The following is a 23,177-nucleotide window of genomic DNA, read 5'->3' as shown; positions in this document are numbered from 1 at the left end:
CCGGAGGGTTGCGGACCGTGGTCAAGGTCCCCTCCGGGGTGTTTCTTGTGAGCCGCCAACGCTTTCACGTTCGCGAATTGCCAACAAGCCCCGTTCCTGCTGGTCTCCGGTTACCTGCGGACCACCCTCCGTGCGCGCGGCAGGAACGTGAACACCGCGCCGCCCAGGAGGATCACCGTGCCGGCCGCCAGGCCGAGGGCGCGGAGGGCGCCGTCGTTGGAGGAGCCGGTTTCGGCGAGGCCGCCGCCGCCCGCGGCCGCCGAGCCGGCGCCGCCGCCGCCCGCCGAGCCGCCCTCGGAACCCGTGCCGCCCGCCGCGCCGCCCGCCTGCTTCGACGTGTCGAGCTCCAGGGAGACCGGGGCCTTGTTCGGCGTGCAGGTGGTGGTCGTGCCCAGGGCCTTCACCGTGAGGACACCGGGCGAGAGCGTCGACTTGCCGTCGGCGCCCGGCTTGTACGTACCAGTGAGGTCAGGGATCTCGATCGGGTCGCCGGACTTGAAGGGCTTCTTGTTGGTCGGGCCCTCGACGGGGACGGTGCCCTTGTCGGAGCCGCCCAGCTTCACCTCCATCGACGGTTTCACCGAGTCGGCCGGGATGTCGGCGGGGCTGTCCATCACGGACTTCTTGAACTTCACCGTGAGGCCGAAGTTCCCGCCGTCCTTCTTCGCGTTGATCTGCACCGGGGACGTGGCGCTCTTGTCGCCGATGGGCGTCTTGCAGGAGTAGGGGACGCTGACCTCCTTGCCGGTGAAGTCGCTCTGGCCGCCGCTGTCGCCGCCACCACTCGTAGAGCCACCTGAGGTGCTGGAACCGCCCGAGGATGTCCCGCCGCCCGAGCTCGACGAGCCGCCAGACGACGTGCCCGGCAGGCCGCCGATCGCGCCTCCAGAACCACTCGAAGAACCGCCCGAACCCCCGGCCCCTTCAAGGACCTTGATGACCGCGCCCGGGTCCACGGCCTCCTTCGGGGAGCACTTGGTGTCCGTCGACATCGGCTTGCTGACGTTGATGTTGTACTTGTCCGGCGTCAGCTTCACCTCCCCCGGCTTCTCCAGCTTCAGCTTGCCCGTCATCGTGGACAGCTTCATCGGGCTGTTCTTGGGGATCGCCGGGTTCTCGCGCGGCCCCTGCATGTCGATGTCACCGGTCTGCGCCCCGGCCGCCTTGAGCGTGCCGGTGGGCTGGACGGTGTTCTCGCTGAGGTCGAGGACGTCCGGGTTCTTCGACGCGCCCTGGACGAACTTCCAGGTCACATTCACCGTGTCGCCGACCTTCGCGGTGGCGGGCGCGGTGATCTGGGTGATCGTGGTGCCCTGCACCGGGTCGAGCCCGGAGATCGAGGGCGGAATGCACTCCGTCTTGTACGAGATGTCGGCGGCCTGCGCGGGAGTCGCCACGAACAGCAGGCCCGCCCCGCCGAGCATCAGGGCGACACCGGCCGCGCTCACTCTCCGTTGGGTGCTCACGTATTTCCTTTCGTCGTCGGACTGTTCTCGGACGGTGCGGAGAGTTGCCCGGCCGCGGGCCGCTCCGGAGGACCGGTGGGTCCGGTGTCCGGGGTGAACCAGGGCAGGGTCGTGGTCTGTGTCGTGCTCGTCGGCGCGGTGGGCGCGTCGGCGGGTGCCGGTTGCCTCGGCCTCTGCTGCGGCATCCGGACCTTCGGCAGCCGCACGGTGCGCCCGCCCGTCGTCCCCTTGGGCCCCTTGGGCCCCTTGCCGTACGAGCGCCGGTCGTGCGGTCGTACGCGGTCCACGACCGCCATGCCGATCCGGAAGACGGCGGCCGGCACGACGACGCAGAGCAGGATCCAGAAGAGGGTGACGCCCCAGGGGCGGCCCACGCCCCAAGGCTGTTCGGCCAGCACCTTCCCGCCGTACTTGAGCGAGACGAGATAGTCGCCGTGCGCGCCCGCCGTCAGTTCGACGGGCAGCTCGATCCGCTCCTTCTTCCCCGGATCGATCGTGCCGCGCCACTGCTGGTCCTCCCACTGCGGCGCGAACACGCCGTGGGAGGTGCCGACTTGGAAGACCGGGTTCTTGACCGGGGTCGATCCGACATTGCCCACGGTGAAGGAGAAGGACCGCGAAGGCGGCGCGCCGAACCAGGTCAGCAGCCCGCTCGACCCTTCGAGCCGGGTGTCGGCCACCATGGTCAGCCGCCCGCTCCCGGAGGACCTCGGCAGCGCCTTCACCGGATGCCCCGCCACCTGGAACACCGCGTCCGCCTGCGCCTTCTGCCCGGTCACCGTGGCGACATGGACGACGCACGGACACGGCTTCGGCGGCTCGGCGACCGGGAGCGATTTACTGAACGCCCCCTTGGCGTCGGTGGTGACCGCGCGCCCCTCGGAGTTGGCGCAGGAGTTGGTGCCGCCGACGACGCCGCGCGACGGGCTCGACTGCCCGCAGATCAGCATCATCAGCAGCGTGTCGGGCCGCCAGCCCGCACCCTTCACAGTGATCGAACCCCCGGTCCCCGCCTGGGACTTGGAGAGGCTCACGGACGGCTTGTCGGCGGCGGACGCGGTGGCCGCCCAGGGCGCGGTCCCCGCGAGCAGGGCGCCCACGAGGGCGAGGACGGTCAGCAGCCGCGAGGCGCTGCGGCGGCGGCGTTTCATGGCGCACTCCTTACGTTCCCTTGTCGGCGGAGCAGTCGGACCAGGTGCGGCGGCACGGGCCAGGAGGGCGGTCGGCGGCGCAGGTACCAATAGGCGGCGCACCCCGCCCCCGCCAGCACGGCGAGGATCCCGCCGACCGCCGTCCACGGCACGAACCTGGCGCTCGCCGTGGCCGAGTCCGCGGCGCCGCCGCCCGCCGTGACCGTCACCTTCACATCGACGGCGTCGAGCGCCGGCGCGTCCTTCCACGGTTCGCTGAGGCCGACCCTGCGCCCCGGCAGCACCTGCACCGGCAGATCCCGGCTCCTGTCGAGCGCGGCGCCGAGCACGCCGTCGGCCCGCACCGCGAGGCGCGGCGACAGCGTCGTGTTGCCGCGGTTCACCACGTCGTACGCGATGGAGCCCTTGTCCACCCGCACGTTCTCGACCGTGAGGGCGGACAGCGTGGGGCCGCTGACCCGCAGGTGGATGCTGACCCCGGCGTCGCGCCCGCCCGCCCGCGCCACGACCGCGCCCGGATGGTCGCCGGGGGTGGCGCCCGCGGGCACGGACACCGTGAAGGGGACCTCGGCGCGGGTGCGCGCCGGGATCTTCACGGTGTCCTCGGCGAACCGGATCCAGGCCCCGGTGTCGGTCGCCTTCTTACGGACGTCGAGCGACCCGTCGCCCTTGTTGTCGGCGTCGGCCCCGCGCAACGAGACCTTCAGCGGCTTGTCCCCCGGATTGCTCACCGCCACCTCGTCCTCCAGGACGGACCCGGGCGTCCCCTCGGCATAGATGTACGGCCGCCCGTCGCCGTCGGCGGGCCGGGTACCGGCGGAGGAGGAGGGCGCGACGGTCCAGCTGGGGGCTGCTGCCGCCGGGCCCCCTACGAGGAGCGCCACGGCAGCGGCGATGAAGCACATAATCAAGCCCCGCACTGCGACGAGAGCCGGCGGGGTCCGGGGCAGAGCCCCGCGACCGCAACCCCGCGAGACCCCACCAACCAAAGACGAGCGCAACGTCATCTCGGCGACTCACGCCCCCTTAACGGGACGCCGCCTGATTGCGCCGCGTCAGCCACAACACGCCCGCCGCCCCGGCCAGGAGCACGGTCCCCCCGAGCGTGCCGAGCGCGACCGCCGAGTCCTCGGGCCCGGTCTGCGGCAGCTCCCCGCCGCCCGGCGCCGACGCCGACGAGCCCGAGTCGGCGGACCCGCCGCCTCCGCCCGCCGCACCCTTCACGTCCATCTCAAGCGACGGCTTCGGACTGTTGGACGGCGTACAGGTGGTGTTCGTGCCGAGCGCCTTGATGGTGAGGACGCCGGCGGTGAAGTTCACCTTGCCGCTCTTCTTGGGGGTGTACGTGCCCGTCAAGTCACTGATCTTGATCGGGGTGTTGGCGGGGATCGCCTTGTCGTTCGGCGGCCCGGTGGCCGTGAACTGGCCGCTGTCCGCGCCGCCCACCTTGATCACCGCGCTCGGTTTCATGGCGCCCTTGCCGAGCTCGACGGGGCTGGAGGAGACGCCCTTCTGGAAGGACATCGTGATCTTGTAGCCGCTGCCGCTCTTGGCGCTCTTCATGTCGATCGGGGAGACGGCTCCCTTGTTCCCGATCGGCGTCTTGCACTGGTAGTTGACGTTCTGCACCGTGGCCGAGGCGGTGGGGGCGGCCATCAGCACCGCCGAGCCTGCCAGGGCCGCGCTGAGCGCGAACGCGGCGGTTCGTTTTTGGTACGTCCGGTACGTCACCTCGAAGTCCCTTCAGACCGAAGGTTACTGACGGTTCATCAGATCTGGGTGGCTCAAGGTACGCCGGGGGCCTTGCCGAGGGAAGACAAAGAGCACGCCGGATCGAAGTCGATCCGGCGTGCTCTCGAATACGCACGTGAGGCGGCTACGCGGGGGCGCCGACCTCCGCCCATACGACCTTGCCCGTGACGCCAGGGGTGCGGACGACGCCCCAGTCGAGGCAGAGGCGCTGGACGATGAACATGCCGTGCCCGCCGGGGCGGCCGACCCGGTGCGGGTTGCGGGGCGCGGGCTGGCCCGCCCCGCGGTCCGTCACCTCGATGCGCAGCACCTTGTTGGCCGGGGAGTCCCCGAAGTACAGGATGATCTCGTCGGGCCCCTCCGCGTGCAGGCACGCGTTCGTGACGAGTTCGGAGACGACGAGCAGCACGTCCTCCGCCGCGGCCCGGCGGTCCGCGGTCGCCGCCGGCAGCCAGTCCCAGGCGTGCAGCGCTTCGCGGGTGAAGTCACGGGCGAGCGGCACGATTCCGCTCGCGCCGCTGAGGCTCAGCCTGCGGACCCGCGCACCCGCGACGACCGGTACTTCACCGGACTCGGGGCCGTGGTCGCCCGGCGAGTAAGGCCGGGTGGTGCTCATCAGCACTTCACCTCACCGATTCACCAATTCAGCTTCAGGATTCAGGGTCTTCAGGGTCCGAGTGCCCACTGCCCGGCCAAGAAGTCCGGGTCGCGGATCGGAGTCGGAGGGTCGTCGAAGTCGCAGGGTCGTGGTCGTGTTCGGGGGGTCTCCTGCCCGAGGGAACGACGGAAACACCCACTTGTTCAGAACGGCTCCTGTGACGCTGGTAACGCCTCGATCACACAGAGACAACTGGAGCGTAACTTCTGTGGTTGGCCACTGCACGCAGCCGCCCGGCTCCGGTCAGTCGCCGGAGGGGTCGGGAGCGAGGGCCTCGTCGAGCGACGCGTGCACCGTGAAGACGGCCTCCGCTCCGGTGATCTCGAACACCCTGGCAACCACCGGCTGCATGCCCGCGAGGTGCACTCCGCCACCGGCCGCCTCGGCCTTGAGCCGGGCCCCGAGCAGCACGTTCAACCCGGTCGAATCGCAGAATTCGAGCCGTGAACAGTCGATCACCAGCCGGGAATGTCCCTTGTTGAGGCATTCATCCAGGGGGTCGCGCAGCAGATCGGCCGTATGGTGATCCAACTCACCGGCCGGGGTCACGACGGCACTGGAGCCCTCTTGCCGCACCTCGACCAGAAGCCGGCCCCGATGCGCACTGCCGACTGTCCCGCGGTCCATGACGTCTCTCTCTCGCTGCCTTCGACGTGCCGATTGACGCCCTCGAACACTACGCCCTCTGGCTGTGCATCGACACCCGAACAACCTCTAGAATTCGGACATTTCGGCGCAATACGCACTTGCGGCCCGGTGTGGAAAACGGGTAGGCCTAGTAAGGACAACATTCGACCACGGCCGGCTTTGGAGGCGCCGCACTAAGAAGCAGTGCACGCATTGGCATCGGCAGCCATATGCCGAGAACGCATGGAGGACATCATGTCAGCCCGGCTCGACGAATCGCATACTGACCAGGCGACGTCGACACTCCCCCCGGAAACTCATGTCGACGTCGAGACCGAGAGCCTTGAAGGCCTTGAAGGCCTCCCGGAGATCCCCCCGTACGACGAGGTGGGTCCGCTCGACGCCCGAGCCCTCTCCAAGACCCTCTTCGAGCGACTCGAGTCCCTCGAAGAAGGCACGCACGAATATTCGTATGTCCGCAACACGCTGGTCGAACTGAACCTGGCTCTGGTCAAGTTCGCGGCCTCCCGGTTCCGCTCCCGCAGCGAGCCGATGGAGGACATCATCCAGGTCGGCACCATCGGCCTGATCAAGGCGATCGACCGGTTCGAGCTGAGCCGCGGCGTCGAGTTCCCGACCTTCGCGATGCCGACCATCGTCGGCGAGATCAAGCGCTTCTTCCGTGACACCTCCTGGTCCGTGCGCGTACCGCGCCGCCTCCAGGAACTCCGTCTCGACCTTGCCAAGGCGGGCGACGAACTCGCCCAGCAGCTCGATCGCGCCCCCACGGTGGGCGAGCTCGCCGAACGCCTGGGCCTGTCGAAGGACGAGGTCGTCGAGGGCATGGCGGCGTCCAACGCCTACACTGCCAGCTCGCTCGACGCCCAGCCCGAGGAGGACGACTCCGAGGGCGCGCTCGCGGACCGGATCGGCTACGAGGACCACGGACTCGAGGGCATCGAGTACGTCGAGTCCCTGAAGCCGCTGATCGCCGATCTCCCCCCGCGCGACCGCAAGATCCTCTCGTTGCGCTTCGTCGCCAACATGACGCAGTCCGAGATCGGTGAGGAACTGGGCATCTCGCAGATGCACGTGTCGCGACTGCTGTCGCGGACGCTGGTGCGCCTGCGCAAGGGTCTGACGCTCGAGGAGTAATCGCTCGGACCCGTAACACCAGCACCACCCGTAACGCCCTGTCACGTCGAGGGGGCCGACCGTGAGAACGGTCGGCCCCCTCGGTGTTTTTTGCGCCAACTCCCGCTTCCCGGCGCCCGGTTACCGCGAGAAACACCTTTCCGTACCCCCTCCCCTGCACCACTATGAGCACCCATCTGGGCCCCGGTGACAGGAGGACACGGTGTCTGCGAACGGCGGCGTCCATGCCACGGCGCCCGACCACCGGCTCGTCGCCCTGCTGCGGGCCGACACCGCGACCGCGTACCCGGCGCTCGGCGAGCTGCGCGGCAGGCACCGGCACGCGCTCCTCGCCTACGCGCGGGTGTGCACGGACGACCTCGACGCAGCGCGGCAGTTGGGCGCGCAGGCCTTCGCCCGCGCCGCACGCGAGGTCGCGCGCGGGGCCGAGCCGCGCGGCTCCTGGCGCCATCACGCGCTGCTGCTCGTCCACCGCACCGCGGCCGCGTGGGCGGCCGACGAGCGCCGGGCGCGCCTCGCTCCCGGCCTCCTGGGCGCCCTCGGCGCTCCGGAGGCCCACCGGGCGCCCGCGCTGCTCGCCGCCTTCCATACGCTGCCGCCGCGCACCCAGACGCTGCTCTGGCACTCCGTGGTGGACGCGGAGCCCGACGCGGCCGTCGCCCTCGCCGTCGGGGCGCCCACGCGGGACGTGGCGCAGGCGCGGGGCGCGGCGCTCGATGCCCTGCGCGGCGCCTGCCTCGCCGCCCGGCAAGGCACGCACTGCCGGGCCTACGGACGGCTCATCGAGGGAGCCACGAGACCGGGCCGCCCGCGCGGCACCGCCGACCTGGACGCGCACCTCGCCCGCTGCCCGAGCTGCACCGCCGCGTACCTGGAGCTGACGGCCCTGCGGGACGACCCGCGCCGCGCGCTGGCGGAGGGCCTGCTGCCGTGGGGCGGCACGGACTACGTACTGACCGAGGCACCCGCCACGGCCCCGACTCCGGCCCCGGCGCCGCAGCGCCCCGCCCCGCGCCGCCACCGCGCGAAGCCGCCGACGCGGGCCGACCGCCGCAAGGCCCCCCGTCGCCAGAGGCCCGTGCGCGCCACCCCCATGGGCTTCGCGCTCGCCTCGGCGGCGGTCGGCGTGGCGCTCGTACCGCTGCTGATCCTGACGCTGACGGAGGGCCGCCCCGACCTGTCGGCGGTGGGCCAGGGCATGGGCGCCACACCGTCGACGCCGCCGCCGGTCCGGGTGACGGTCACGGCGACGACGACCGCCACCTCCACGACCACGACGACCGCCACGGCGACGACGACCGCGCGCAGCACGGAGACGGTCACGGTTCCGCCGCCCTCACGGGCCAAACCGCCCGCGAAGCCCTCCCCTACCCCGTCCTCGTCCTCCTCCTCGTCCCACAAACCGAAGCCGCCGCGTTTCCGCCCGCCGGGCGAGGACTACGCGGAGGTGGTCCACGTGGCGTCGGGCCTGTGCCTCGACGTCTCCCGCACCCCCGTGGCGGACGGCGACGACGCCGTGGCCGTGAAGTGCGACCGCACGGGCAGCCAGCAGTGGCGCGTGGACGCGTCCCGCGGCGTCGTCCAGTCCGCGGCCAACCCCGACTTCTGCCTGGACAACCGCGGCGACACCGACCGCACGATCGGCCTCTGGCACTGCTCGGCCGTCACCGACGACACCCACGGCGCGAACCTCGCCTTCTCCGTGCACGCCGACGGCTCGATCCGCCCCGGCACCGACTGGAAGACGGCGCTCACCCCGCTCGACGACGGCTCCTTCCGCCTCGGCCAGCGCAAGTTCCACGCCGGCGACGACACGCAGCGGTGGCGGGCGGGGAAGAGCCTGTAGCGGCTAATCGACGGGGCGCAGGGCGGCCCTCGCCAGGGCGATCACGTCGCGCAGGCCCTGGTCGTGCGCGGTCACCGGTGCCGACGCCGGCTTCGCCACCAGCCCGGCACACGGGCGGCAGATCCCCTTCCCGACGCCTCGCGGCAGCGGGTCGCGGCACTCCGCGCATTCGCCGAGGGGAGCCACGCGCTCGTACGCGACGGGTGGCGGCGATGCGGCCGTAGGCGGCCGGTTCTCCAGGCGGTACCGGACGAGGGCGGCAGCGGAGCGGAGTGTGCGGGGCAGGTCCGTGGTCAGGCAGCGGCGGAGGTCGGTTTCGGTGACACCGGTCGCCAGTGCGCCGTCGATGAGCGGCGCGAGGCTTTCGACGTCGCGGGCGCCCAGACGCAGCGTCGGCTCGCGGTCGGCGAGGCGTTCCAGGAACGCCGCCCCACGGTTGGGGGTGTTGTCCTTCGGGGTTTCACCCAAGGGGTATGCGCCGAGCGCCTGCTCTGTCGCACCACCGACGGGCGGGTCCTGGTCACTCGGGCCGAAGACCGCGGCGGCCTCTTCGGGTGACGTCAACGGCACGTTGGAGGCGAGGACTTGGGTCGTCCATCGGCCGGTCTCCGGGTCCTGCCTGCGGCGCGTGTGGAGGTAGCCCTCCTCCTCCAGCTGCCGCCTGGCCCTGCGTACGGCCAGACGGCCTTCCGGCATCTTCTCGCCGAGGGACTGGACGGTTTCCCGGGAGCCCTCGGGCAGGGACAGGGCCCAGAGGAGGAGTCGTACGGCCGTGCCGTTCAGGCGCGGGTTCCGGATGATCTCGTTCGGAACCTGGGAGAAGAAACGGGCAGGCGGGATAGCATGCTTGAGCATCGCGATGGACCTCTGATCCATTCGTCGGTGAAGGCCCTCAGACTGGTGCTGGTAACACCGCTGGGGGCCGCTCCGCAGCTGCGCACGGAGCGTGATGACGCGGTTACTGTAGCGCGGATCCGGCGGCGAACTTTACGAAAGTCGTCCAACTGTCCGCCGAAATGGCGAGCGTGGGGCCGGAGTTGGGGTCGGCGTTCTTCGAGTCGCGGACGTGGATGGCGGAGGCGCGGGCGACCTCCAGGCTTTCGCCACCTTCAGCTCCGCTGTAGCTGGACTTGCGCCATTCCAGGGCGGCTTCGAGGCACTGGCCGCCCTCCGCTCCGCTGTAACTGGACTTGAACCATGCGCGGTTGGCGTTCATAGCTCCCCTGCCATCTGCTCGATCAGCGTCGCGGAGTCACCTGGAGTCAGGGCCTGTGACCCCATAGCGTGCGCTCAGCAAGCTGACCTCGTCGCGATCATCGACCAGGCGCCCGTTGCCCTGAGCCTCAAGCCAGGCGACCCACTGCCGCTGCGGCGATTCCAACAACGTCATCGGCCCATCAACTCCAGCATGCGCCTCGTACAGCACCGGCATGACCTGAACCGACACGTTCCGCTTCGCGCCGAGTTCCAGCAGCCACTCCAACTGGCCCTTGTGGACTGCCCGCCCACCGACAGGGCGCCTCAGAACCCACTCCTCGATCACCAGGGCCAGGGAGACCGCCGGACAGCGGGACAGGCCTGCCGCGAGATCCGGGCCTCCAGCCTGCGTTCGATCTCCTCGTTCTCCAGCACGGGATATCGCGCGTCGAGCACAGCGCGCGTGTAGTCCGCGGCCTGCACAAGGCCGTGGACGAGGTGCGTGTTGTACATGCTGAGGCTGACAGCCTCGGCCTCCCGCTCCACGTACTCCCCGAACCACGACGGGTGCGGGCTCCGCTCCAGATGTTCCGCCGCCGCCTCCACCGCCGCCCGCGCCTCCAAGAACTCCCCCGCCCGCGCCACGAACCGCGCGCTCGGCATCCGTGCGCCGCGCTCGACCATCGCCACCTGCGACGCCGAATACCCGACGTATGCCCCGAAGTCCTCCCGCGAACCGCCCCGCGCCTCGCGCAGAGCCCGCACCACCGCCCCGAACATCCGCATGCTCGACGACCCGTCGACACAGTCCTGCACAGGGCACCCCCTCGCCCGCACACCTCGTTGTGTGCAGCTCACAGTCCTGGTCAGGCTAGCCAGCGGTCACTCACTGTGAGGGCATGAAGACGCAATCTCCACCCGAAGTCGTCCTCCAACTCCGGGCGGATCCGGAGCAGTTCTCGGACGTACGGCGAACGGTCGCCACGCACCTACGGGCCTGGGGGAGGTGTCCCTGGCCGACCGCTCCCCCGTCCTGCCGGTGCCGTGCGCGGAGCCCGACTGGGAGGCGGAGTCGGGGCGCGGCATGTTCCTGATCGCGGCGGCGGCCGACCGGTGGGGCACCTTGCCGACGCGGGACGGGAAGCTGGTGTGGGCGCGGCTGACAGGCGCTGTGGCCCCGTGCGTCAGGGCACCAGGCCCGTGAGGTCGAGGTCGAGGGGGAACGGTACGGCCGTCTTCAGGCGGTCACGGTGGATGCCGGTGGCCACATACGCGTGGGTCATGGCATCGAGTTCGTAGGTGTGGACGACGGGCGTGCCGGTCTCGTCCTCGACGCGCCAGAAATGGGGAATCCTGGCCTGCGCGTACTTGAACGGCTTGAGGGACCGGTCCCGGTCGGCCGACTCCTCCGAGACGACCTCGATGACCAGTGCGACGTCCTCGGGCGCGTACCACGTACGGTCCGGGTCGTACGAAGCGGTGGTGACCAGGATGTCGGGCTCGGGGCGACTCTTCTTGTCGAGCCGGACCGTCATCTCCCGCTCGGTGTCGAAGCCCGCCGGGGCGGCCTGCCGCAGGGAAAAGGTCAGGTTCTCCACAAGCCGGGAGTGCCAGGACCGCTGCGGCGACATCATGAAGATCAACGCTCCGTCGATGAGTTCGGTGTGCCGCGGCGCCTGGGGAAGGCGGTCAAGATCATCCGCTTCCCAGCCACTGGGCCGGGGCGGGATCATCCAGCTGGGGAGTTCAGCGGTCACGACTTCCTCCAGCGCCTAGTAACGACTGTCCAAGGGCGTGATCCCGGCTCACGGACGCGGGCCACATGGCCAGTGCCAGCCTAGTAGATACCTCCAGTCCCGGGGCGGTGCCGCCCAGCCCGGCGTTCAGGCGGCGCGGACCCCCGCTCGCCACACCTCCGACACCAGCGGGACTCCCGGCCGGTAGGCGAAGTGGACGTGGCTCGGGGCGTCCAGGAACGTCAGGTCGGCGCGGGCGCCCGGGGAGAGGTGGCCGACGTCCGTGCGGCGGAGGGCCTTGGCGCCGCCCGCCGTGGCCGACCAGAGGGCCTCGTCGGGGGTCATGCCCATGTCCCGTACGGCCAGGGCGATGCAGAACGGGACCGAGGACGTGTAGGACGAGCCCGGGTTGCAGTCCGTGGAGAGGGCGACCGTCGCGCCCGCGTCCAGGAGGCGGCGGGCGTTCGGCCACTCGGCGCGGGTCGAGAACTCGGCGCCGGGGAGGAGGGTGGCCACTGTGTTGCCCTGCGCCAGGGCGTCCACGTCCGCGTCCGTGAGGTGCGTGCAGTGGTCGGCCGATGCCGCGTCCACCTCGACGGCGAGCTGGACGCCGGGGCCGTACGACAGTTGGTTCGCGTGGATGCGGGGCAGGAGGCCCTTGGCCTTGCCCGCCGTGAGGATCGCGCGGGCCTGGTCGCCGTCGAAGGCGCCCTTCTCGCAGAAGACGTCGACCCAGCGGGCGTGGGGGGCGCAGGCGTCCAGCATCTCGCCGGTCACCAGGTCCACGTACGCCGCCGGGTCGTCCGCGTAGTCCGGGGACACGATGTGGGCGCCGAGGTAGGTGACCTCGTCGGTGTGGGCCGATGCGATGCGGAGGGCGCGTTCCTCGTCCTCAACAGTGAGGCCGTAGCCCGACTTCGTTTCGAACGTTGTCGTGCCCTGGCGGAGGGCCTCCGCCAGGTGGTGCTTGAGGTTCGCCTCCAGGGCCTCGTCCGTGGCCGCCCGGGTCGCCGCGACCGTGGTGCGGATGCCGCCCGCGGAGTAGCTCTGGCCCGACATGCGGGCGTTGAACTCGGCGGTGCGGTCGCCCGCGAAGACGAGGTGGGAGTGGGAGTCGACGAAGCCGGGGATCACGGCGCGGCCCGCCGCGTCGTGGGTGGTGTCGGCCGCGGGGGCCTTGGCCGTCGGGCCCGCCCAGGCGATCTTGTCGTTCTCGATGACCAGGGCGGCGTTGTGGAGCTGGCCCAGGGGGCCCTCGCCGAGGGTCGGGTCGTTCGTGACCAGGGTGCCGATGTTGGTGATGGCCGTCGTGCGGTTCGTCATGGGTCCTCTCCGTGGGCGGGTGGGGAACTTTTCTCCCCAACCCGCCCCTTCCCGAAAGTTGGTGCTTCGCGCCCGTGGTTGAGGTCGCGGGGCTCCGCCCCGGACCCCGCGCCTCAATCGCCGGCGGGGCTTGATTTTCCGCCGGTCGGGCTTGATCAGTGCAGTGCCGCGATCGCCTCCGCCAAGGCCCCCGCCACGTCGCCCACCCGGACATGTTCGCCGTCGCGGACCGCCACCCGGCCGCCCGTCACCACGTCGGAGACGTCCGCCGCCGTTGCCGCGAAGACGGCCGTTTCCGCGCCGAAGCGGGGGGCCGGGCCCGCCGTGCGGACGGAGTCGAGGCGGATGGTGACCAGGTCCGCACGCGCGCCCGGCTCGATCGTGCCCGCGTCGTCCCAGCCGAGGGCCGCGTGGCCGTCGGCGGAGGCCGCGCGGAGGAGGGCCGCCGCCGTCCAGTGGCCGCGGGTGCGGGAGCGCAGGCGCTCGTTCAGCTCCATCGCGCGCGCCTCCTCGAACAGGTCGATGACCGCGTGGCTGTCGGAGCCGAGGGAGAGCGGGGAGCCCGCCGCCTGGAGGCGCGGCGCCGGGCCGATGCCGTCGGCCAGGTCGCGTTCGGTGGTCGGGCACATGCACGTTCCCGTGCCCGAGCCGCCGAGGAGCGCGATGTCGGCGTCCGTGAGGTGCGTGTTGTGCACGCCCGTCGTGCGGGCGCTCAACACACCGTTGTCGGCGAGGAGTTGGGTCGGCGTGCAGCCGTGCGCCGCCTGGCACGCGTCGTTCTCCGCCGTCTGCTCGGAGAGGTGTACGTGGAGGGGGGCGCGGCGGGTCGAGGCCCAGTCCGCGACCGTCGACAGCTGCGCCGCCGGGACCGCTCGTACCGAGTGGACCGCCGCACCGATCCGGACTCCGGGGCGCTCCTTCAGCAGCGACGCCCGCTCCGCCCACGCCTCGGCCGTGCCGTCGCTGAACCGCCGCTGGTGGTGGTCGGGCTCCTTGCCGAAGCCGGAGGACAGGTACGCCGTGTCGAGGAGGGTGATGCGGATGCCCGCCTCGTCCGCCGCCGCGATGAGCGCCTCGCCCATCGCGTTCGGGTCGGCGTACGGGGTGCCGCCGGGCGCGTGGTGGAGGTAGTGGAACTCGCCCACCGCCGTGATGCCCGCGAGCGCCATCTCCGCGTACACGGCCCGCGCGAGCGTGTGGTACGTGTCCGGGGTGAGGCGGTCGGCCACCGAGTACATGACCTCGCGCCACGTCCAGAACGTCCCGGAGCCGACCTGCACGGTCGAGCGCAGGGCCCGGTGGAAGGCGTGGCTGTGGGCGTTGGCGAGGCCGGGGACGGTCAGTCCGCGCAGCGCGGTCGCGCCGGGCGGGGGCGCGCCGACCCCCGTGCGGACCGCGGTGAAGCGGCCCTCGTCCGACACGTCCACGGCCACGCCGGGCTCGACATGCGTGCCGAGCCAGGCGTGTTCCAGCCAGTAGGTCGTCGTCACTTGCAGGCCAGCCCTTCGAGTACGTCGGCCAGTGCGCGCACCCCTTCGAGGCAGTCGTCCTCGGCCGCGGACTCGGCCGGGGAGTGCGAGACGCCCGTCGGGTTGCGTACGAACAGCATGGCGGTGGGGATCGACTGGGCGAGGATTCCCGCGTCGTGTCCCGCTCCCGTTCCGAGGACGGGCACCTTCAGGTCGGTGTCCGTGCCGAGGATGCGGCCGAGCTCGTCGCGGAGCGCGTCGTCGAACTCGACGATCGGCGTGAACGACTCGCGGGTCAGCGATACGTCGATGCCGTGCGCCTGCGCGTACTCGCGGGCCGCCTTCTCGACGCCGTTGACCGTGGCGTCCAGGGATTCCTGGTCGGCGGCGCGGGAGTCGAGCCAGCCGCGTACGAGGGAGGGGATCGCGTTGACGCCGTTCGGCTCGACGGAGATCTTGCCGAATGTGGCTACCGCGTTTGCCAGTTGGGCTTCGCGGCGGGCCGCGAGGACCGTCTCCGCGTAGGACAGCATCGGGTCGCGGCGGTCGACCAGGCGGGTCGTGCCCGCGTGGTTGGCCTCGCCGCGGAAGTCGAAGCGCCAGCGACCGTGCGGCCAGATGGAACTCGCGATGCCGATGGCGTCGCCGGAGAGGTCGAGGGCGCGGCCCTGTTCCACGTGCAGCTCGATGAACGCGCCGATGCGGTCGAGGCGTTCCTGGTCGGCGCCGATCGCGTCGGGGTCGTAGCCCGCGCGTTCCATCGCCCGGGGGAGGGTGATGCCGTCGGCGTCCGTGAGTTCGTGGGCCTGGTCACGGGTCAGCACGCCGGACGTGAGGCGGGAGCCCACGCAGGCCAGGCCGAAGCGGGCGCCTTCCTCGTCGCCGAAGTTGGTGATGGCGATGGGCTTGGTGAACTCCGCTCCCCTGCGGCGGAGTTCGTCGAGTGCCGCGAAGGAGGAGACGACGCCGAGGGGGCCGTCGAAGGCGCCGCCGTCGGGGACGGAGTCCAGGTGGGAGCCGGTGACGACGGCGTCGCCGGCTTCCGGGTCGCCCAGCCAGGCCCACTGGTTGCCGTTGCGGTCCAGTTCGTAGGTCAGGCCGCGGCTCTCGGCCTGGGCCTTGAACCAGGCGCGGCAGTCGGCGTCGGCGGCGGTCCAGGCGTGGCGCCTGTAGCCGCCGGAGTCGGCGTTGCGGCCGACCGGGAGCAGGTCGCGCCACATTTCCAAAAAGCTTGGAGGCTCCCCCAACCCGCCCCTTCCCGAAAGGTTGCGCTCCGCGCCAGGGGCTGCGGACTCGGGGCTCTGCCCCGGACCCCGCTGCTCAAACGCCGCAGGGGCTTGAATGACCGGCTCTGCTTGATTGGTCACTCCCCCTCCCGCATCGGGACGCGAACCCCGCGCTCGGCCGCGACGTCCGCCGCGTGCTCGTAACCCGCGTCCACGTGCCGGATCACGCCCATCGCCGGGTCGTTCGTCAGGACGCGCTCGATCTTCTGGGCGGCGAGGTCCGTGCCGTCCGCGACGCAGACCTGGCCCGCGTGGATGGAGCGGCCCATGCCGACGCCGCCGCCGTGGTGGAGGGAGACCCAGGAGGCGCCGGAGGCCGTGTTGACCAGAGCGTTCAGGAGCGGCCAGTCGGCGATCGCGTCGGAGCCGTCCTTCATGGCCTCCGTCTCGCGGTACGGGGAGGCGACCGAGCCGGAGTCGAGGTGGTCGCGGCCGATGGCGACGGGGGCGGAGAGCTCGCCGCTGGCGACCATCTCGTTGAACTTGAGGCCCGCCAGGTGGCGCTCGCCGTAGCCGAGCCAGCAGATGCGCGCCGGGAGGCCCTCGAAGGCGATGCGGTCGGCGGCCATGTCGAGCCAGCGGTGCAGGTGCTTGTTCTCGGGGAACAGTTCCTTGATCGCCTGGTCCGTCTTGCGGATGTCCTCCGGGTCGCCGGAGAGCGCCGCCCAGCGGAACGGGCCGAGGCCCTCCTCGAAGAGGGGGCGGATGTGCGCCGGGACGAAGCCGGGGAAGTCGAAGGCGCGGTCGTAGCCGGCCTTGCGGGCCTCGTCGCGGATCGAGTTGCCGTAGTCGAAGACCTCGGCGCCCGCGTCCAGGAAGCCGACCATGGCCTCGACGTGCAGACGCATCGACTGGCGGGCCTTCTCCGTGAAGCCGGCCGGGTCCGCCTCGCGCTCCTTGTCCCAGTCCTCGACGGAGATGCCGACGGGGAGGTAGGCCAGCGGGTCGTGGGCCGACGTCTGGTCCGTGACGATGTCGATGGGGGCGCCGCGGCGCAGCAGCTCCGGGAAGACCTCGGCCGCGTTGCCGACGACGCCGATGGACAGGCCGCGGCGCTCGTCGCGCGCCTGCACGGCGAGCTCAAGCGCGTGGTCGAGGTTGTCGGCCTTGACGTCGAGGTAGCGGGTGCCGATGCGGCGGTCGATGCGGGTCTCGTCGACGTCGACGCAGATCGCGACGCCCTCGTTCATCGTGATCGCGAGGGGCTGGGCGCCGCCCATGCCGCCGACACCGGCGGTGAGGGTGATCGTGCCGGCAAGGGTGCCGTCGAACTTCTTGCGGGCGACCGCGCCGAACGTCTCGTACGTCCCCTGGACGATGCCCTGGCTGCCGATGTAGATCCACGAGCCGGCCGTCATCTGGCCGTACATCATGAGGCCCTCGGCCTCCAGCTTGCGGAACTCCTCCCAGTTGGCCCAGTCGCCGACCAGGTTGGAGTTGGCGAGCAGCACGCGCGGGGCCCACTCGCTGGTGCGCAGCACGCCGACCGGCTTGCCGGACTGGACGAGGAGGGTCTCGTCCGCCTCCAGCGTCTTCAGCGTGCGCACGATCGCGTCGTACGCCTCCCAGGACCGGGCCGCCTTGCCGGTGCCGCCGTAGACGACGAGCTTGTCGGGGTGCTCGGCGACCTCGCCGTCGAGGTTGTTCATGAGCATCCGCAGGGCGCCCTCCTGCTGCCACCCCAGGGTGTTGAGCTCGGTGCCGCGCGGGGCTCGTACGGGGCGGGGTCCTGACATCGGCGGCCTCCTGAGATGCGTATCCACAAACTGTTGGAACTTCTATTCACATCCTGGCTTCGTGAATAGGGCTAGTCAAGAGGGGTCGGGGGGAATCCATACCTGGCGCCGAGTACCCGGGCGTACACCTACGCACCTCTCGGGAGGCCCAGTGACTGCGTCACCGACACCCACCGCCGACCCGCCGCCAACGGACGACACCCCGCTGCACCGGGCCATCGGCCCGAAACTCCTGGTCCTTTTCGTGATCGGGGACATCCTCGGCACCGGGATCTACGCGACCACGGGCAAGGTCGCGGGGAAGGTCGGCGGCGCGCTGTGGCTGCCGTTCGTGATCGGGTTCGTGGTGGCGCTGCTCACCGCCGCCTCGTACGTCGAGCTCGTCGGCAAGTACCCGAAGGCGGCGGGCGCGGCGCTCTACGCGCAGAAGGCCTTCAAGGTGCCGTTCCTGACCTTCATCGTCGCGTTCATGGTGATGTGCTCGGGGCTCTCGTCCGCGAGCGCCGCCGCCCGCGCCTTCAGCGGCGACTACCTCGGCGAACTGACGGACAACGCGCTGCCGCCCACCCTGATCGCCATCCTGTTCGTGCTCGCGCTCGCCGCGCTGAACCTGCGGGGCGTCAGTGAGTCGGTGAAGGCGAACGTCGTGCTGACCCTGGTCGAGCTGACCGGCCTCGCCGTCATCCTCGCCATCGGCGCGTACGCCGTCCTGACCGGGGACGGGGAGCCCTCGCGGCTGACCGACATCGAGACGGGCGGCACCGGGTTCGCCCTGATGACGGGGGTGCTGGGGGCGACAGCGCTGGGCTTCTTCGCGTTCGTCGGCTTCGAGGACTCGGTCAACATGGCCGAGGAGACCAAGGACCCGGCCCGCACCTTCCCGCGCGCGATCTTCATCGGCGTCACCGTGACCGGCACCATCTATGTGCTCGTCGCGCTCGTGTCCTCGCTGCTCGTCGACTACAAGGTCCTCGAAGCGTCGAGCGGACCGCTGCTCGAAGTGGTGAAGGCCGGCGGCATCGAGTTCCCGCACAAGCTCTTCGCGCTCATCGCCCTGTTCGCCGTCACCAACTCGGCGCTCATCAACATCATGATGGCCTCGCGGCTCTGCTACGGGATGGCCAACGAACGCATCCTGCCGCGCGCGATGGGCCGCGTGCTGCCCCGGCGGCGCACGCCCGTCGTGGGCATCGTCTTCGTGACGCTGCTCGCGGTCGGGCTCGTGTCGACCGGGGAGATCGAAGGGCTCGGCGACACCACGTCGTTCCTGCTGCTGTGCGTGTTCGCCGTCGTCAACGTGGCCGTGCTCGTACTCCGCAAGGACCCGGTCGGGCACCGGCACTTCCGGGCGCCGACGGTCCTACCGGTGCTCGGCGCGATCACCTCGCTGATCCTCGCGAGCCCGCTCGCCGACCGGCCCGCCGAGGTCTACATCCGGGCCGGCGTGCTCATCGCCATCGGGATCGGACTGTGGGCCGTCAACAAGGCGGTGATGAAGGCGCACGGGGAGAACTGAGCCATCCCTGCGGCCGGTTGGCGGATTTTAGTCGCTCGGCGAATGTTCCACTGGGAAATGCCAGAAGCCTCACCTGGTCTCCGTACGTTCCGTAGCTTCGTCGTCACACACGCACCAGTGACACATACGCGGCGATCAGGTGGGGAGACCGAGGCGTGCCCGGAATTGACGAGTGTCTCCTGGAGGTCATGCGGCTGCCGGGCGCGCGCGGCGCCTCCGTCGTCGACTGGACCAGCGGACTCGCCCTCGGCACGGTCGGCGCGGCACGCAACGGCGACCACGAGGAGACCGCCGCCGAGACCGCCGAACTGGCCCGGCTCGCCGCCGAACACCTGGCCTTCGCCCCGGCCGAGGGCAGCGACTGGGCGCCGGGCACCGCGTCCGACAAGTCGCCGCCCGTCGAGGACGTCATCGTCACCAACCGCGACGGGTACCACCTGCTGCGCTTCGTGCGGACCACCTTCGACAGCAGCGTCTTCGTCCACCTGTGGCTCGACCGGGACGAGGGCAACCTCGCGCTCGCCCGGCTGCGGCTCACCGACATAGCCGACCGGCTGGTCCTCGGATGAGCACCGCCGCCTCCCCCGGTGTCTCGCCGATGCTGACCCGCCTCGCCGACGAGCAGGCCACCGGCGCCCTGATCCGGGAGTACGGCACGCTCTACCTCCAGGGCGGCCGGGTCGTGCACGCGGAGTCGCCCGCGACGCCCGGCATGGACGTGCTGCTCACCACGGGCGGCGCGGTGCAGGCCGAGCGGTGGTCGGAGGCCGTGGACCGGGCGGGGGCGCGGCAGCGGGTCGGCCGCTTCCTCGTCGAGCAGGGCCGGCTCTCCGACGGGGCGCTCGAACTGTGCCATCTGGGCGCCCTGTTCGACGCCGCGTACTTCACGCTCGCCCCGAGCGGCGGGCCGAGCCGGTTCCGCTACGGCGTCTCGCACTGGTTCGGGACGGTGCGCCCGGTGCCGGTGGCGGCCGTCGAGCGGGAGACGCTGCGCCGCCGCGAGCTGCTCCAGCGGATCTGGCCGGAGCCCGACACGGACACGGCGCCGCTCAGCCGGATCATCCGGCAGGACGAGGCGGGCGTACCACCGCGCAGGCGCCGCGTCCTCGACCTGGTCGACGGCGCGCGGACGGCCCCCCAGATAGCGCTCGCCCTGGGCAGGCCCACCTTCCACACCCTGGTCGACCTGCGGCGCCTCGCCGCGTGCGGCCTGGTGACCACAGCCCCCGCCCCCGCTCCGCCCGAGTGGCTGGAGCTCGCCGTCGTCGAGGACCCCGACGTGGCCCTGCTGCGGCGGCTGCGCGCCGGTCTGGAGGCCCTGTGAAACGCCTGCTGCGTTCCGCCGCCCGCACCCCCGAAAGGAGACCTCCGATGGTCGACCAGGGCGAACTCCTCGCCGAACTGCAACGGTTGAGGGTCCGCGTGCCGCAGGTCACCGGCGCCCTCGCCGCCAGCGTCGACGGCCTGGTCCTCGCCCAGGACACCCCGGGCATCGAACCGGAGGGCGTCGCCGCGCTCACCGCCACCGCGCTCGGCGTCGCCCAGCGCCTCGCCGACGCCACCGCACAGGGCGCCTTCCGCGAACTCCTGGTGCGCGGCGCCGACGGCTACATCGCCACCTACGCGGCCGGAGACACGGCCGTCCTCACGCTCCTCGCGCAGGACCGGGTCAACGTCGGCCGCCTGCATCTCGAAGGGCGCCGCTCCGGCGCCCGGATCGGGGAACTCACCGCTCCCGACGAGGAAGAAGCGCCGCCCGAGCCGGCCCCCCGCACCCGCGGCCGGGCCCGTGCCCGCACGGCGTCCACCGCCACGACCGAGACCGGACTCCCGGTCAGGCCGTCCGCCAATGTGCCGCCCCAGCCCACGAGCTGACCACCGGCACGCCCTCACGAACGCACGAAAGGACCAGCATCATGGCCAACACCGACACCGCACTCAAGGACGCCCTCGCCTCCATAGAAGGCGCCACCGCGGCGGCCCTCGTGGACTACACGAGCGGCATGGCCCTCGGCACGATCGGCGGCTCCAAGAGCTTCGACCTGGAGGTCGCGGCGGCAGGCAACACCGACGTGGTCCGCTCCAAGCTGCGCACCATGGAGCAGCTGGGGCTCAAGGACGGCATCGAGGACATCCTCATCACCCTCGGCACCCAGTACCACCTGATCCGCCTGCTCACAGGGCGCGGCGGCAACGGCCTTTTCCTGTACCTGGTGCTCGACAAGTCCCGGGCGAACCTGGCGATGGCCCGCCACCAGCTGAAGAAGATCGAGGCCGAGCTGGAGGTCTGAGCGCCTGTGCGCAGGCTCTGAGCACAGGCGAGCACGCGAAGGCGCCGCGCTCCGGAGGGAGCACGGCGCCTTTCATTTCGCCGCGGGCCCGCGCCCGGCTACCCCTCCCAGTCGGACTCCTCGCGGTCCCGCCGCTCCCGGCGGCGGACGGGCCCCCACCGCACCGCGTGCAGCCCGTTCACCCCGACGATCCCCGCCCAGGCCACGAAGAGCCCCGGCAGGCCGGCGTTGACCACGGCGATCGCGGACAGCGGGATGGCGAGGACGAGCGAGACGACGGCGAAGCCGAAGCGCTCGCCCCAGTTCTCCGCGCCGGAGTCGCGGGCCCCGCGGGCCACGGTGATCCGGTGCTCGGCCAGTTGTCGTCGCACCCTGCGGTCGACGACGGAGTCGAGTCGCTGCTCGACCTTGTCGAGGAAGGAGTCGACGAGCGCCGGCTCGTACTCGTCACCCAGTTCCCTGCGTGCGTGCAGGGTGGCGTCGAGTTCCTTCTTGAGTTCGGCGTCGCGTGCGCGTTCGCGGGCTTCCATACCGCTCGACGTTACGGAGCGGTGGCTCCCACCGCAGTAGGGCTATCCCCCGTCTTCTCGCTGGGCCACACCCCCGCACCACTCCGCCGGGCGAGCAGCCAGTACAAGGCGGCGGGCACGACGAGGCCCACGATCCAGGACACGTCCGCGCCGCCGAGCGGCTCGACGAGCGGGCCCGTGTAGAAGTGCGTGACGAGGAACGGCAGCTGGGCGAGGAGCCCGATCCCGTAGACGAGGAGCGCGTCCCAGCGCCAGGCGCCGTAGCGGCCGTTCGCGTCGAAGAGGGCCGGGGTGTCGTAGCGCTCGCGGGAGATCAGGTAGTAGTCGACGAGGTTGATCGCGGACCACGGCGTGAAGAACGTCAGCAGGAACAGCAGGAAGTCCTTGAACGAGGTCAGGAAGCTGTCCTTGCCGGCCAGGGCGACCACCGTGCCCGCGACCATGATGGTCCCGATGTAGAGCGCCCGGCCGCGCTGCGAGAGCACCCGCTGCCCGCGGAATCCGCTGATGCCGGTGACCATCGACATGAAGCCGCCGTACGTGTTGAGCACGTTGACGGTGAGCTTGCCGAGCGCGATCACGAAGTAGAAGAACGAGGCGGCGAGCCCCGCCCCGCCGAGCGAGACGACGTACCCGACCTGGTTGTCGATGAACTTCTCGCCCGCGCTCGCCGCGACCAGCACACCGAACGCCATGGACCACTGCGAGCCGAGCGCGGAGCCCGCGAGCGTCCACCAGAAGGTGGCCTTGCCGCTGGTCGTACGCGGCAGATAGCGCGAGTAGTCGGCGACGTACGGGCCGAAGGCGAGCTGCCAGGACGCCGAGAGGGAGACGGCGAGCAGGAACATCGGCAGCGAGAAGTGCGCGTCGGACAGCAGCGCGCCGACGTCGACCCGGTCGAAGAGCCGCACCGCCAGATAGACGAAGGCGAGCGCGCACACGATGCTCGCCACCCGCCCGAGGACGTGGATGACCCGGTAGCCGACCGTCGCCACGATGCCCGTGACGAGGGCGAAGAAGATGATGCCGGTCGTGTCGTTGGTGTGCGTGAGGCGCGCGGTGGCCTGGCCGGCGAGCACGGTGCCGCTCGCGAAGAACCCGACGTACATCAGGATCACGAGGAGCAGCGGGACGACGGCGCCCTTCACGCCGAACTGGGCCCTGGACTGGATCATCTGGGGCAGCCCGAGCTTCGGGCCCTGCGCCGAGTGCAGCGCCATGACGGCGCCGCCGAGCAGATTGCCGACCACGAGCCCGATCAGCGACCAGACCACGTCGCCGCCGAAGACGACGGCGAGGGCGCCGGTGACGACGGCCGTGATGTGGAGGTTCGCGCCGAGCCAGAGCGTGAACTGGTTGAACGCGCTGCCGTGCCGCTCGCTGTCCGGCACCACGTCGATGGAGTGCTTCTCCACTACCGCTGCGGCCATGGGATGGC

At 71.1% G+C, this 23,177-nt stretch carries 22 protein-coding genes and 1 pseudogene; 7 read left to right on the top strand and 16 right to left on the bottom strand.

Features of this window, described 5'->3' with window-relative positions:
- Positions 1 to 110: 110 nt before the first annotated feature.
- From ACFV9W_RS27020 to ACFV9W_RS26995, 6 genes are all read right to left on the bottom strand, one after another.
- Positions 111 to 1,424, bottom strand: a complete 1,314-nt coding sequence (locus tag ACFV9W_RS27020; protein ID WP_385765500.1) for a hypothetical protein — start codon at positions 1,422 to 1,424, stop codon at positions 111 to 113.
- Between the two features lie 38 nt (positions 1,425 to 1,462).
- Positions 1,463 to 2,617 carry a hypothetical protein gene (locus tag ACFV9W_RS27015; protein ID WP_385765376.1) on the bottom strand — a complete coding sequence of 385 codons (1,155 nt, stop codon included), beginning with the start codon at positions 2,615 to 2,617 and terminating at the stop codon, positions 1,463 to 1,465.
- Positions 2,614 to 3,501 (bottom strand): hypothetical protein, encoded by an 888-nt coding sequence (locus ACFV9W_RS27010; protein ID WP_385765374.1) that lies wholly within the window; start codon positions 3,499 to 3,501, stop codon positions 2,614 to 2,616. Before ACFV9W_RS27010 ends, ACFV9W_RS27015 begins: the two co-directional genes overlap by 4 nt.
- A 142-nt stretch (positions 3,502 to 3,643) precedes the next feature.
- Positions 3,644 to 4,348 carry an LPXTG cell wall anchor domain-containing protein gene (locus tag ACFV9W_RS27005; RefSeq protein ID WP_385765372.1) on the bottom strand — a complete coding sequence of 235 codons (705 nt, stop codon included), beginning with the start codon at positions 4,346 to 4,348 and terminating at the stop codon, positions 3,644 to 3,646.
- Positions 4,349 to 4,493: 145 nt separating this feature from the next.
- Entirely contained in the window at positions 4,494 to 4,985 is a 492-nt protein-coding gene (locus tag ACFV9W_RS27000; RefSeq protein ID WP_385765370.1) for an ATP-binding protein, read from the bottom strand.
- Positions 4,986 to 5,270: 285 nt separating this feature from the next.
- Positions 5,271 to 5,654: an STAS domain-containing protein gene (locus ACFV9W_RS26995; protein WP_385765368.1), complete on the bottom strand. Its 384-nt coding sequence runs from the start codon at positions 5,652 to 5,654 to the stop codon at positions 5,271 to 5,273.
- A 243-nt stretch (positions 5,655 to 5,897) separates the two neighbouring features.
- On the opposite strand from ACFV9W_RS26995, the gene ACFV9W_RS26990 reads away from it, so the two are divergent.
- Positions 5,898 to 6,809 carry an RNA polymerase sigma factor SigF gene (locus tag ACFV9W_RS26990; protein WP_385765366.1) on the top strand — a complete coding sequence of 304 codons (912 nt, stop codon included), beginning with the start codon at positions 5,898 to 5,900 and terminating at the stop codon, positions 6,807 to 6,809.
- A 202-nt stretch (positions 6,810 to 7,011) separates the two neighbouring features.
- Positions 7,012 to 8,655 (top strand): ricin-type beta-trefoil lectin domain protein, encoded by a 1,644-nt coding sequence (locus ACFV9W_RS26985; RefSeq protein ID WP_385765364.1) that lies wholly within the window; start codon positions 7,012 to 7,014, stop codon positions 8,653 to 8,655.
- 3 nt (positions 8,656 to 8,658) lie between these two features.
- Here ACFV9W_RS26985 and ACFV9W_RS26980 read toward each other — a convergent pair whose 3' ends face one another.
- The 8 genes and pseudogenes from ACFV9W_RS26980 to hutU all read right to left on the bottom strand — a co-directional run bounded on the left by ACFV9W_RS26980 (position 8,659) and on the right by hutU (position 17,402).
- On the bottom strand, positions 8,659 to 9,510 hold the full coding sequence (locus tag ACFV9W_RS26980; protein ID WP_385765362.1) for a hypothetical protein: 852 nt from the start codon (positions 9,508 to 9,510) through the stop codon (positions 8,659 to 8,661).
- A 103-nt stretch (positions 9,511 to 9,613) separates the two neighbouring features.
- The gene (locus tag ACFV9W_RS26975) at positions 9,614 to 9,871 is read right to left on the bottom strand and encodes a DUF397 domain-containing protein (protein ID WP_385765360.1); all 258 of its coding nucleotides are present in this window, start codon (positions 9,869 to 9,871) and stop codon (positions 9,614 to 9,616) included.
- A 36-nt stretch (positions 9,872 to 9,907) separates the two neighbouring features.
- Positions 9,908 to 10,632 (bottom strand): annotated as a pseudogene (locus ACFV9W_RS26970) (helix-turn-helix domain-containing protein).
- Positions 10,633 to 11,036: 404 nt separating this feature from the next.
- Complete coding sequence (locus ACFV9W_RS26965; protein WP_385765497.1) at positions 11,037 to 11,585, bottom strand: Uma2 family endonuclease; 549 nt, start codon at positions 11,583 to 11,585, stop codon at positions 11,037 to 11,039.
- A 150-nt stretch (positions 11,586 to 11,735) separates the two neighbouring features.
- A complete protein-coding gene (gene hutI / locus ACFV9W_RS26960) occupies positions 11,736 to 12,911 on the bottom strand; it encodes an imidazolonepropionase (RefSeq protein ID WP_385765358.1) in 1,176 nt (391 codons plus the stop codon).
- 155 nt (positions 12,912 to 13,066) lie between these two features.
- Complete coding sequence (locus ACFV9W_RS26955; RefSeq protein WP_385765356.1) at positions 13,067 to 14,401, bottom strand: formimidoylglutamate deiminase; 1,335 nt, start codon at positions 14,399 to 14,401, stop codon at positions 13,067 to 13,069.
- Positions 14,398 to 15,600 carry an allantoate amidohydrolase gene (locus tag ACFV9W_RS26950; protein ID WP_385765354.1) on the bottom strand — a complete coding sequence of 401 codons (1,203 nt, stop codon included), beginning with the start codon at positions 15,598 to 15,600 and terminating at the stop codon, positions 14,398 to 14,400. Before ACFV9W_RS26950 ends, ACFV9W_RS26955 begins: the two co-directional genes overlap by 4 nt.
- Positions 15,601 to 15,743: 143 nt before the next feature.
- Positions 15,744 to 17,402: a urocanate hydratase gene (hutU, locus tag ACFV9W_RS26945; RefSeq protein ID WP_385765352.1), complete on the bottom strand. Its 1,659-nt coding sequence runs from the start codon at positions 17,400 to 17,402 to the stop codon at positions 15,744 to 15,746.
- Positions 17,403 to 17,553: 151 nt separating this feature from the next.
- Between hutU and ACFV9W_RS26940 the strand changes: the two genes are divergently transcribed.
- The 5 genes from ACFV9W_RS26940 (at position 17,554) to ACFV9W_RS26920 (ending at position 21,209) form a co-directional block, all read left to right on the top strand.
- A complete protein-coding gene (locus ACFV9W_RS26940; protein ID WP_385765350.1) occupies positions 17,554 to 18,918 on the top strand; it encodes an APC family permease in 1,365 nt (454 codons plus the stop codon).
- 155 nt (positions 18,919 to 19,073) lie between these two features.
- Positions 19,074 to 19,487 (top strand): hypothetical protein, encoded by a 414-nt coding sequence (locus tag ACFV9W_RS26935; protein ID WP_385765348.1) that lies wholly within the window; start codon positions 19,074 to 19,076, stop codon positions 19,485 to 19,487.
- Positions 19,484 to 20,242, top strand: a complete 759-nt coding sequence (locus ACFV9W_RS26930) for a transcriptional regulator (protein WP_385765346.1) — start codon at positions 19,484 to 19,486, stop codon at positions 20,240 to 20,242. Before ACFV9W_RS26935 ends, ACFV9W_RS26930 begins: the two co-directional genes overlap by 4 nt.
- 47 nt (positions 20,243 to 20,289) lie before the next feature.
- Complete coding sequence (locus ACFV9W_RS26925; RefSeq protein ID WP_385765344.1) at positions 20,290 to 20,793, top strand: roadblock/LC7 domain-containing protein; 504 nt, start codon at positions 20,290 to 20,292, stop codon at positions 20,791 to 20,793.
- A gap of 41 nt (positions 20,794 to 20,834) precedes the next feature.
- Positions 20,835 to 21,209 carry a hypothetical protein gene (locus ACFV9W_RS26920; protein WP_385765342.1) on the top strand — a complete coding sequence of 125 codons (375 nt, stop codon included), beginning with the start codon at positions 20,835 to 20,837 and terminating at the stop codon, positions 21,207 to 21,209.
- A 98-nt stretch (positions 21,210 to 21,307) separates the two neighbouring features.
- Here the strand turns inward: ACFV9W_RS26920 and ACFV9W_RS26915 are convergent, their stop codons facing one another.
- The gene (locus tag ACFV9W_RS26915; protein ID WP_385765341.1) at positions 21,308 to 21,739 is read right to left on the bottom strand and encodes a hypothetical protein; all 432 of its coding nucleotides are present in this window, start codon (positions 21,737 to 21,739) and stop codon (positions 21,308 to 21,310) included.
- Between the two features lie 11 nt (positions 21,740 to 21,750).
- The gene (locus tag ACFV9W_RS26910) at positions 21,751 to 23,169 is read right to left on the bottom strand and encodes a purine-cytosine permease family protein (RefSeq protein WP_385765339.1); all 1,419 of its coding nucleotides are present in this window, start codon (positions 23,167 to 23,169) and stop codon (positions 21,751 to 21,753) included.
- Positions 23,170 to 23,177 lie beyond the last annotated feature (8 nt).

Origin of the sequence: Streptomyces sp. NPDC059897 (assembly GCF_042730865.1) — a bacterium.
GTDB lineage: Bacteria > Actinomycetota > Actinomycetes > Streptomycetales > Streptomycetaceae > Streptomyces.
The sequence above is the reverse complement of the archived record's forward strand: the minus strand, read 5'-3'. Positions and strand labels throughout refer to the sequence as shown.

Excerpts from the sequence above, each read along its gene's own strand:
- ACFV9W_RS26965 (WP_385765497.1), bottom strand. The coding sequence starts at position 11,585 with ATGATCCCGCCCCGGCCCAGTGGCTGGGAAGCGGATGATCTTGACCGC.
- ACFV9W_RS26925 (WP_385765344.1), top strand. The coding sequence starts at position 20,290 with ATGGTCGACCAGGGCGAACTCCTCGCCGAACTGCAACGGTTGAGGGTC.
- ACFV9W_RS26930 (WP_385765346.1), top strand. The coding sequence starts at position 19,484 with ATGAGCACCGCCGCCTCCCCCGGTGTCTCGCCGATGCTGACCCGCCTC.
- hutU (WP_385765352.1), bottom strand. The coding sequence starts at position 17,402 with ATGTCAGGACCCCGCCCCGTACGAGCCCCGCGCGGCACCGAGCTCAAC.
- ACFV9W_RS26980 (WP_385765362.1), bottom strand. The coding sequence starts at position 9,510 with ATGCTCAAGCATGCTATCCCGCCTGCCCGTTTCTTCTCCCAGGTTCCG.
- ACFV9W_RS26910 (WP_385765339.1), bottom strand. The coding sequence starts at position 23,169 with ATGGCCGCAGCGGTAGTGGAGAAGCACTCCATCGACGTGGTGCCGGAC.
- ACFV9W_RS27000 (WP_385765370.1), bottom strand. The coding sequence starts at position 4,985 with ATGAGCACCACCCGGCCTTACTCGCCGGGCGACCACGGCCCCGAGTCC.
- ACFV9W_RS27020 (WP_385765500.1), bottom strand. The coding sequence starts at position 1,424 with ATGCTCGGCGGGGCGGGCCTGCTGTTCGTGGCGACTCCCGCGCAGGCC.
- ACFV9W_RS26995 (WP_385765368.1), bottom strand. The coding sequence starts at position 5,654 with ATGGACCGCGGGACAGTCGGCAGTGCGCATCGGGGCCGGCTTCTGGTC.
- ACFV9W_RS26975 (WP_385765360.1), bottom strand. The coding sequence starts at position 9,871 with ATGAACGCCAACCGCGCATGGTTCAAGTCCAGTTACAGCGGAGCGGAG.
- ACFV9W_RS26920 (WP_385765342.1), top strand. The coding sequence starts at position 20,835 with ATGGCCAACACCGACACCGCACTCAAGGACGCCCTCGCCTCCATAGAA.
- ACFV9W_RS27015 (WP_385765376.1), bottom strand. The coding sequence starts at position 2,617 with ATGAAACGCCGCCGCCGCAGCGCCTCGCGGCTGCTGACCGTCCTCGCC.
- hutI (WP_385765358.1), bottom strand. The coding sequence starts at position 12,911 with ATGACGAACCGCACGACGGCCATCACCAACATCGGCACCCTGGTCACG.
- ACFV9W_RS26990 (WP_385765366.1), top strand. The coding sequence starts at position 5,898 with ATGGAGGACATCATGTCAGCCCGGCTCGACGAATCGCATACTGACCAG.
- ACFV9W_RS26915 (WP_385765341.1), bottom strand. The coding sequence starts at position 21,739 with ATGGAAGCCCGCGAACGCGCACGCGACGCCGAACTCAAGAAGGAACTC.
- ACFV9W_RS26950 (WP_385765354.1), bottom strand. The coding sequence starts at position 15,600 with ATGTGGCGCGACCTGCTCCCGGTCGGCCGCAACGCCGACTCCGGCGGC.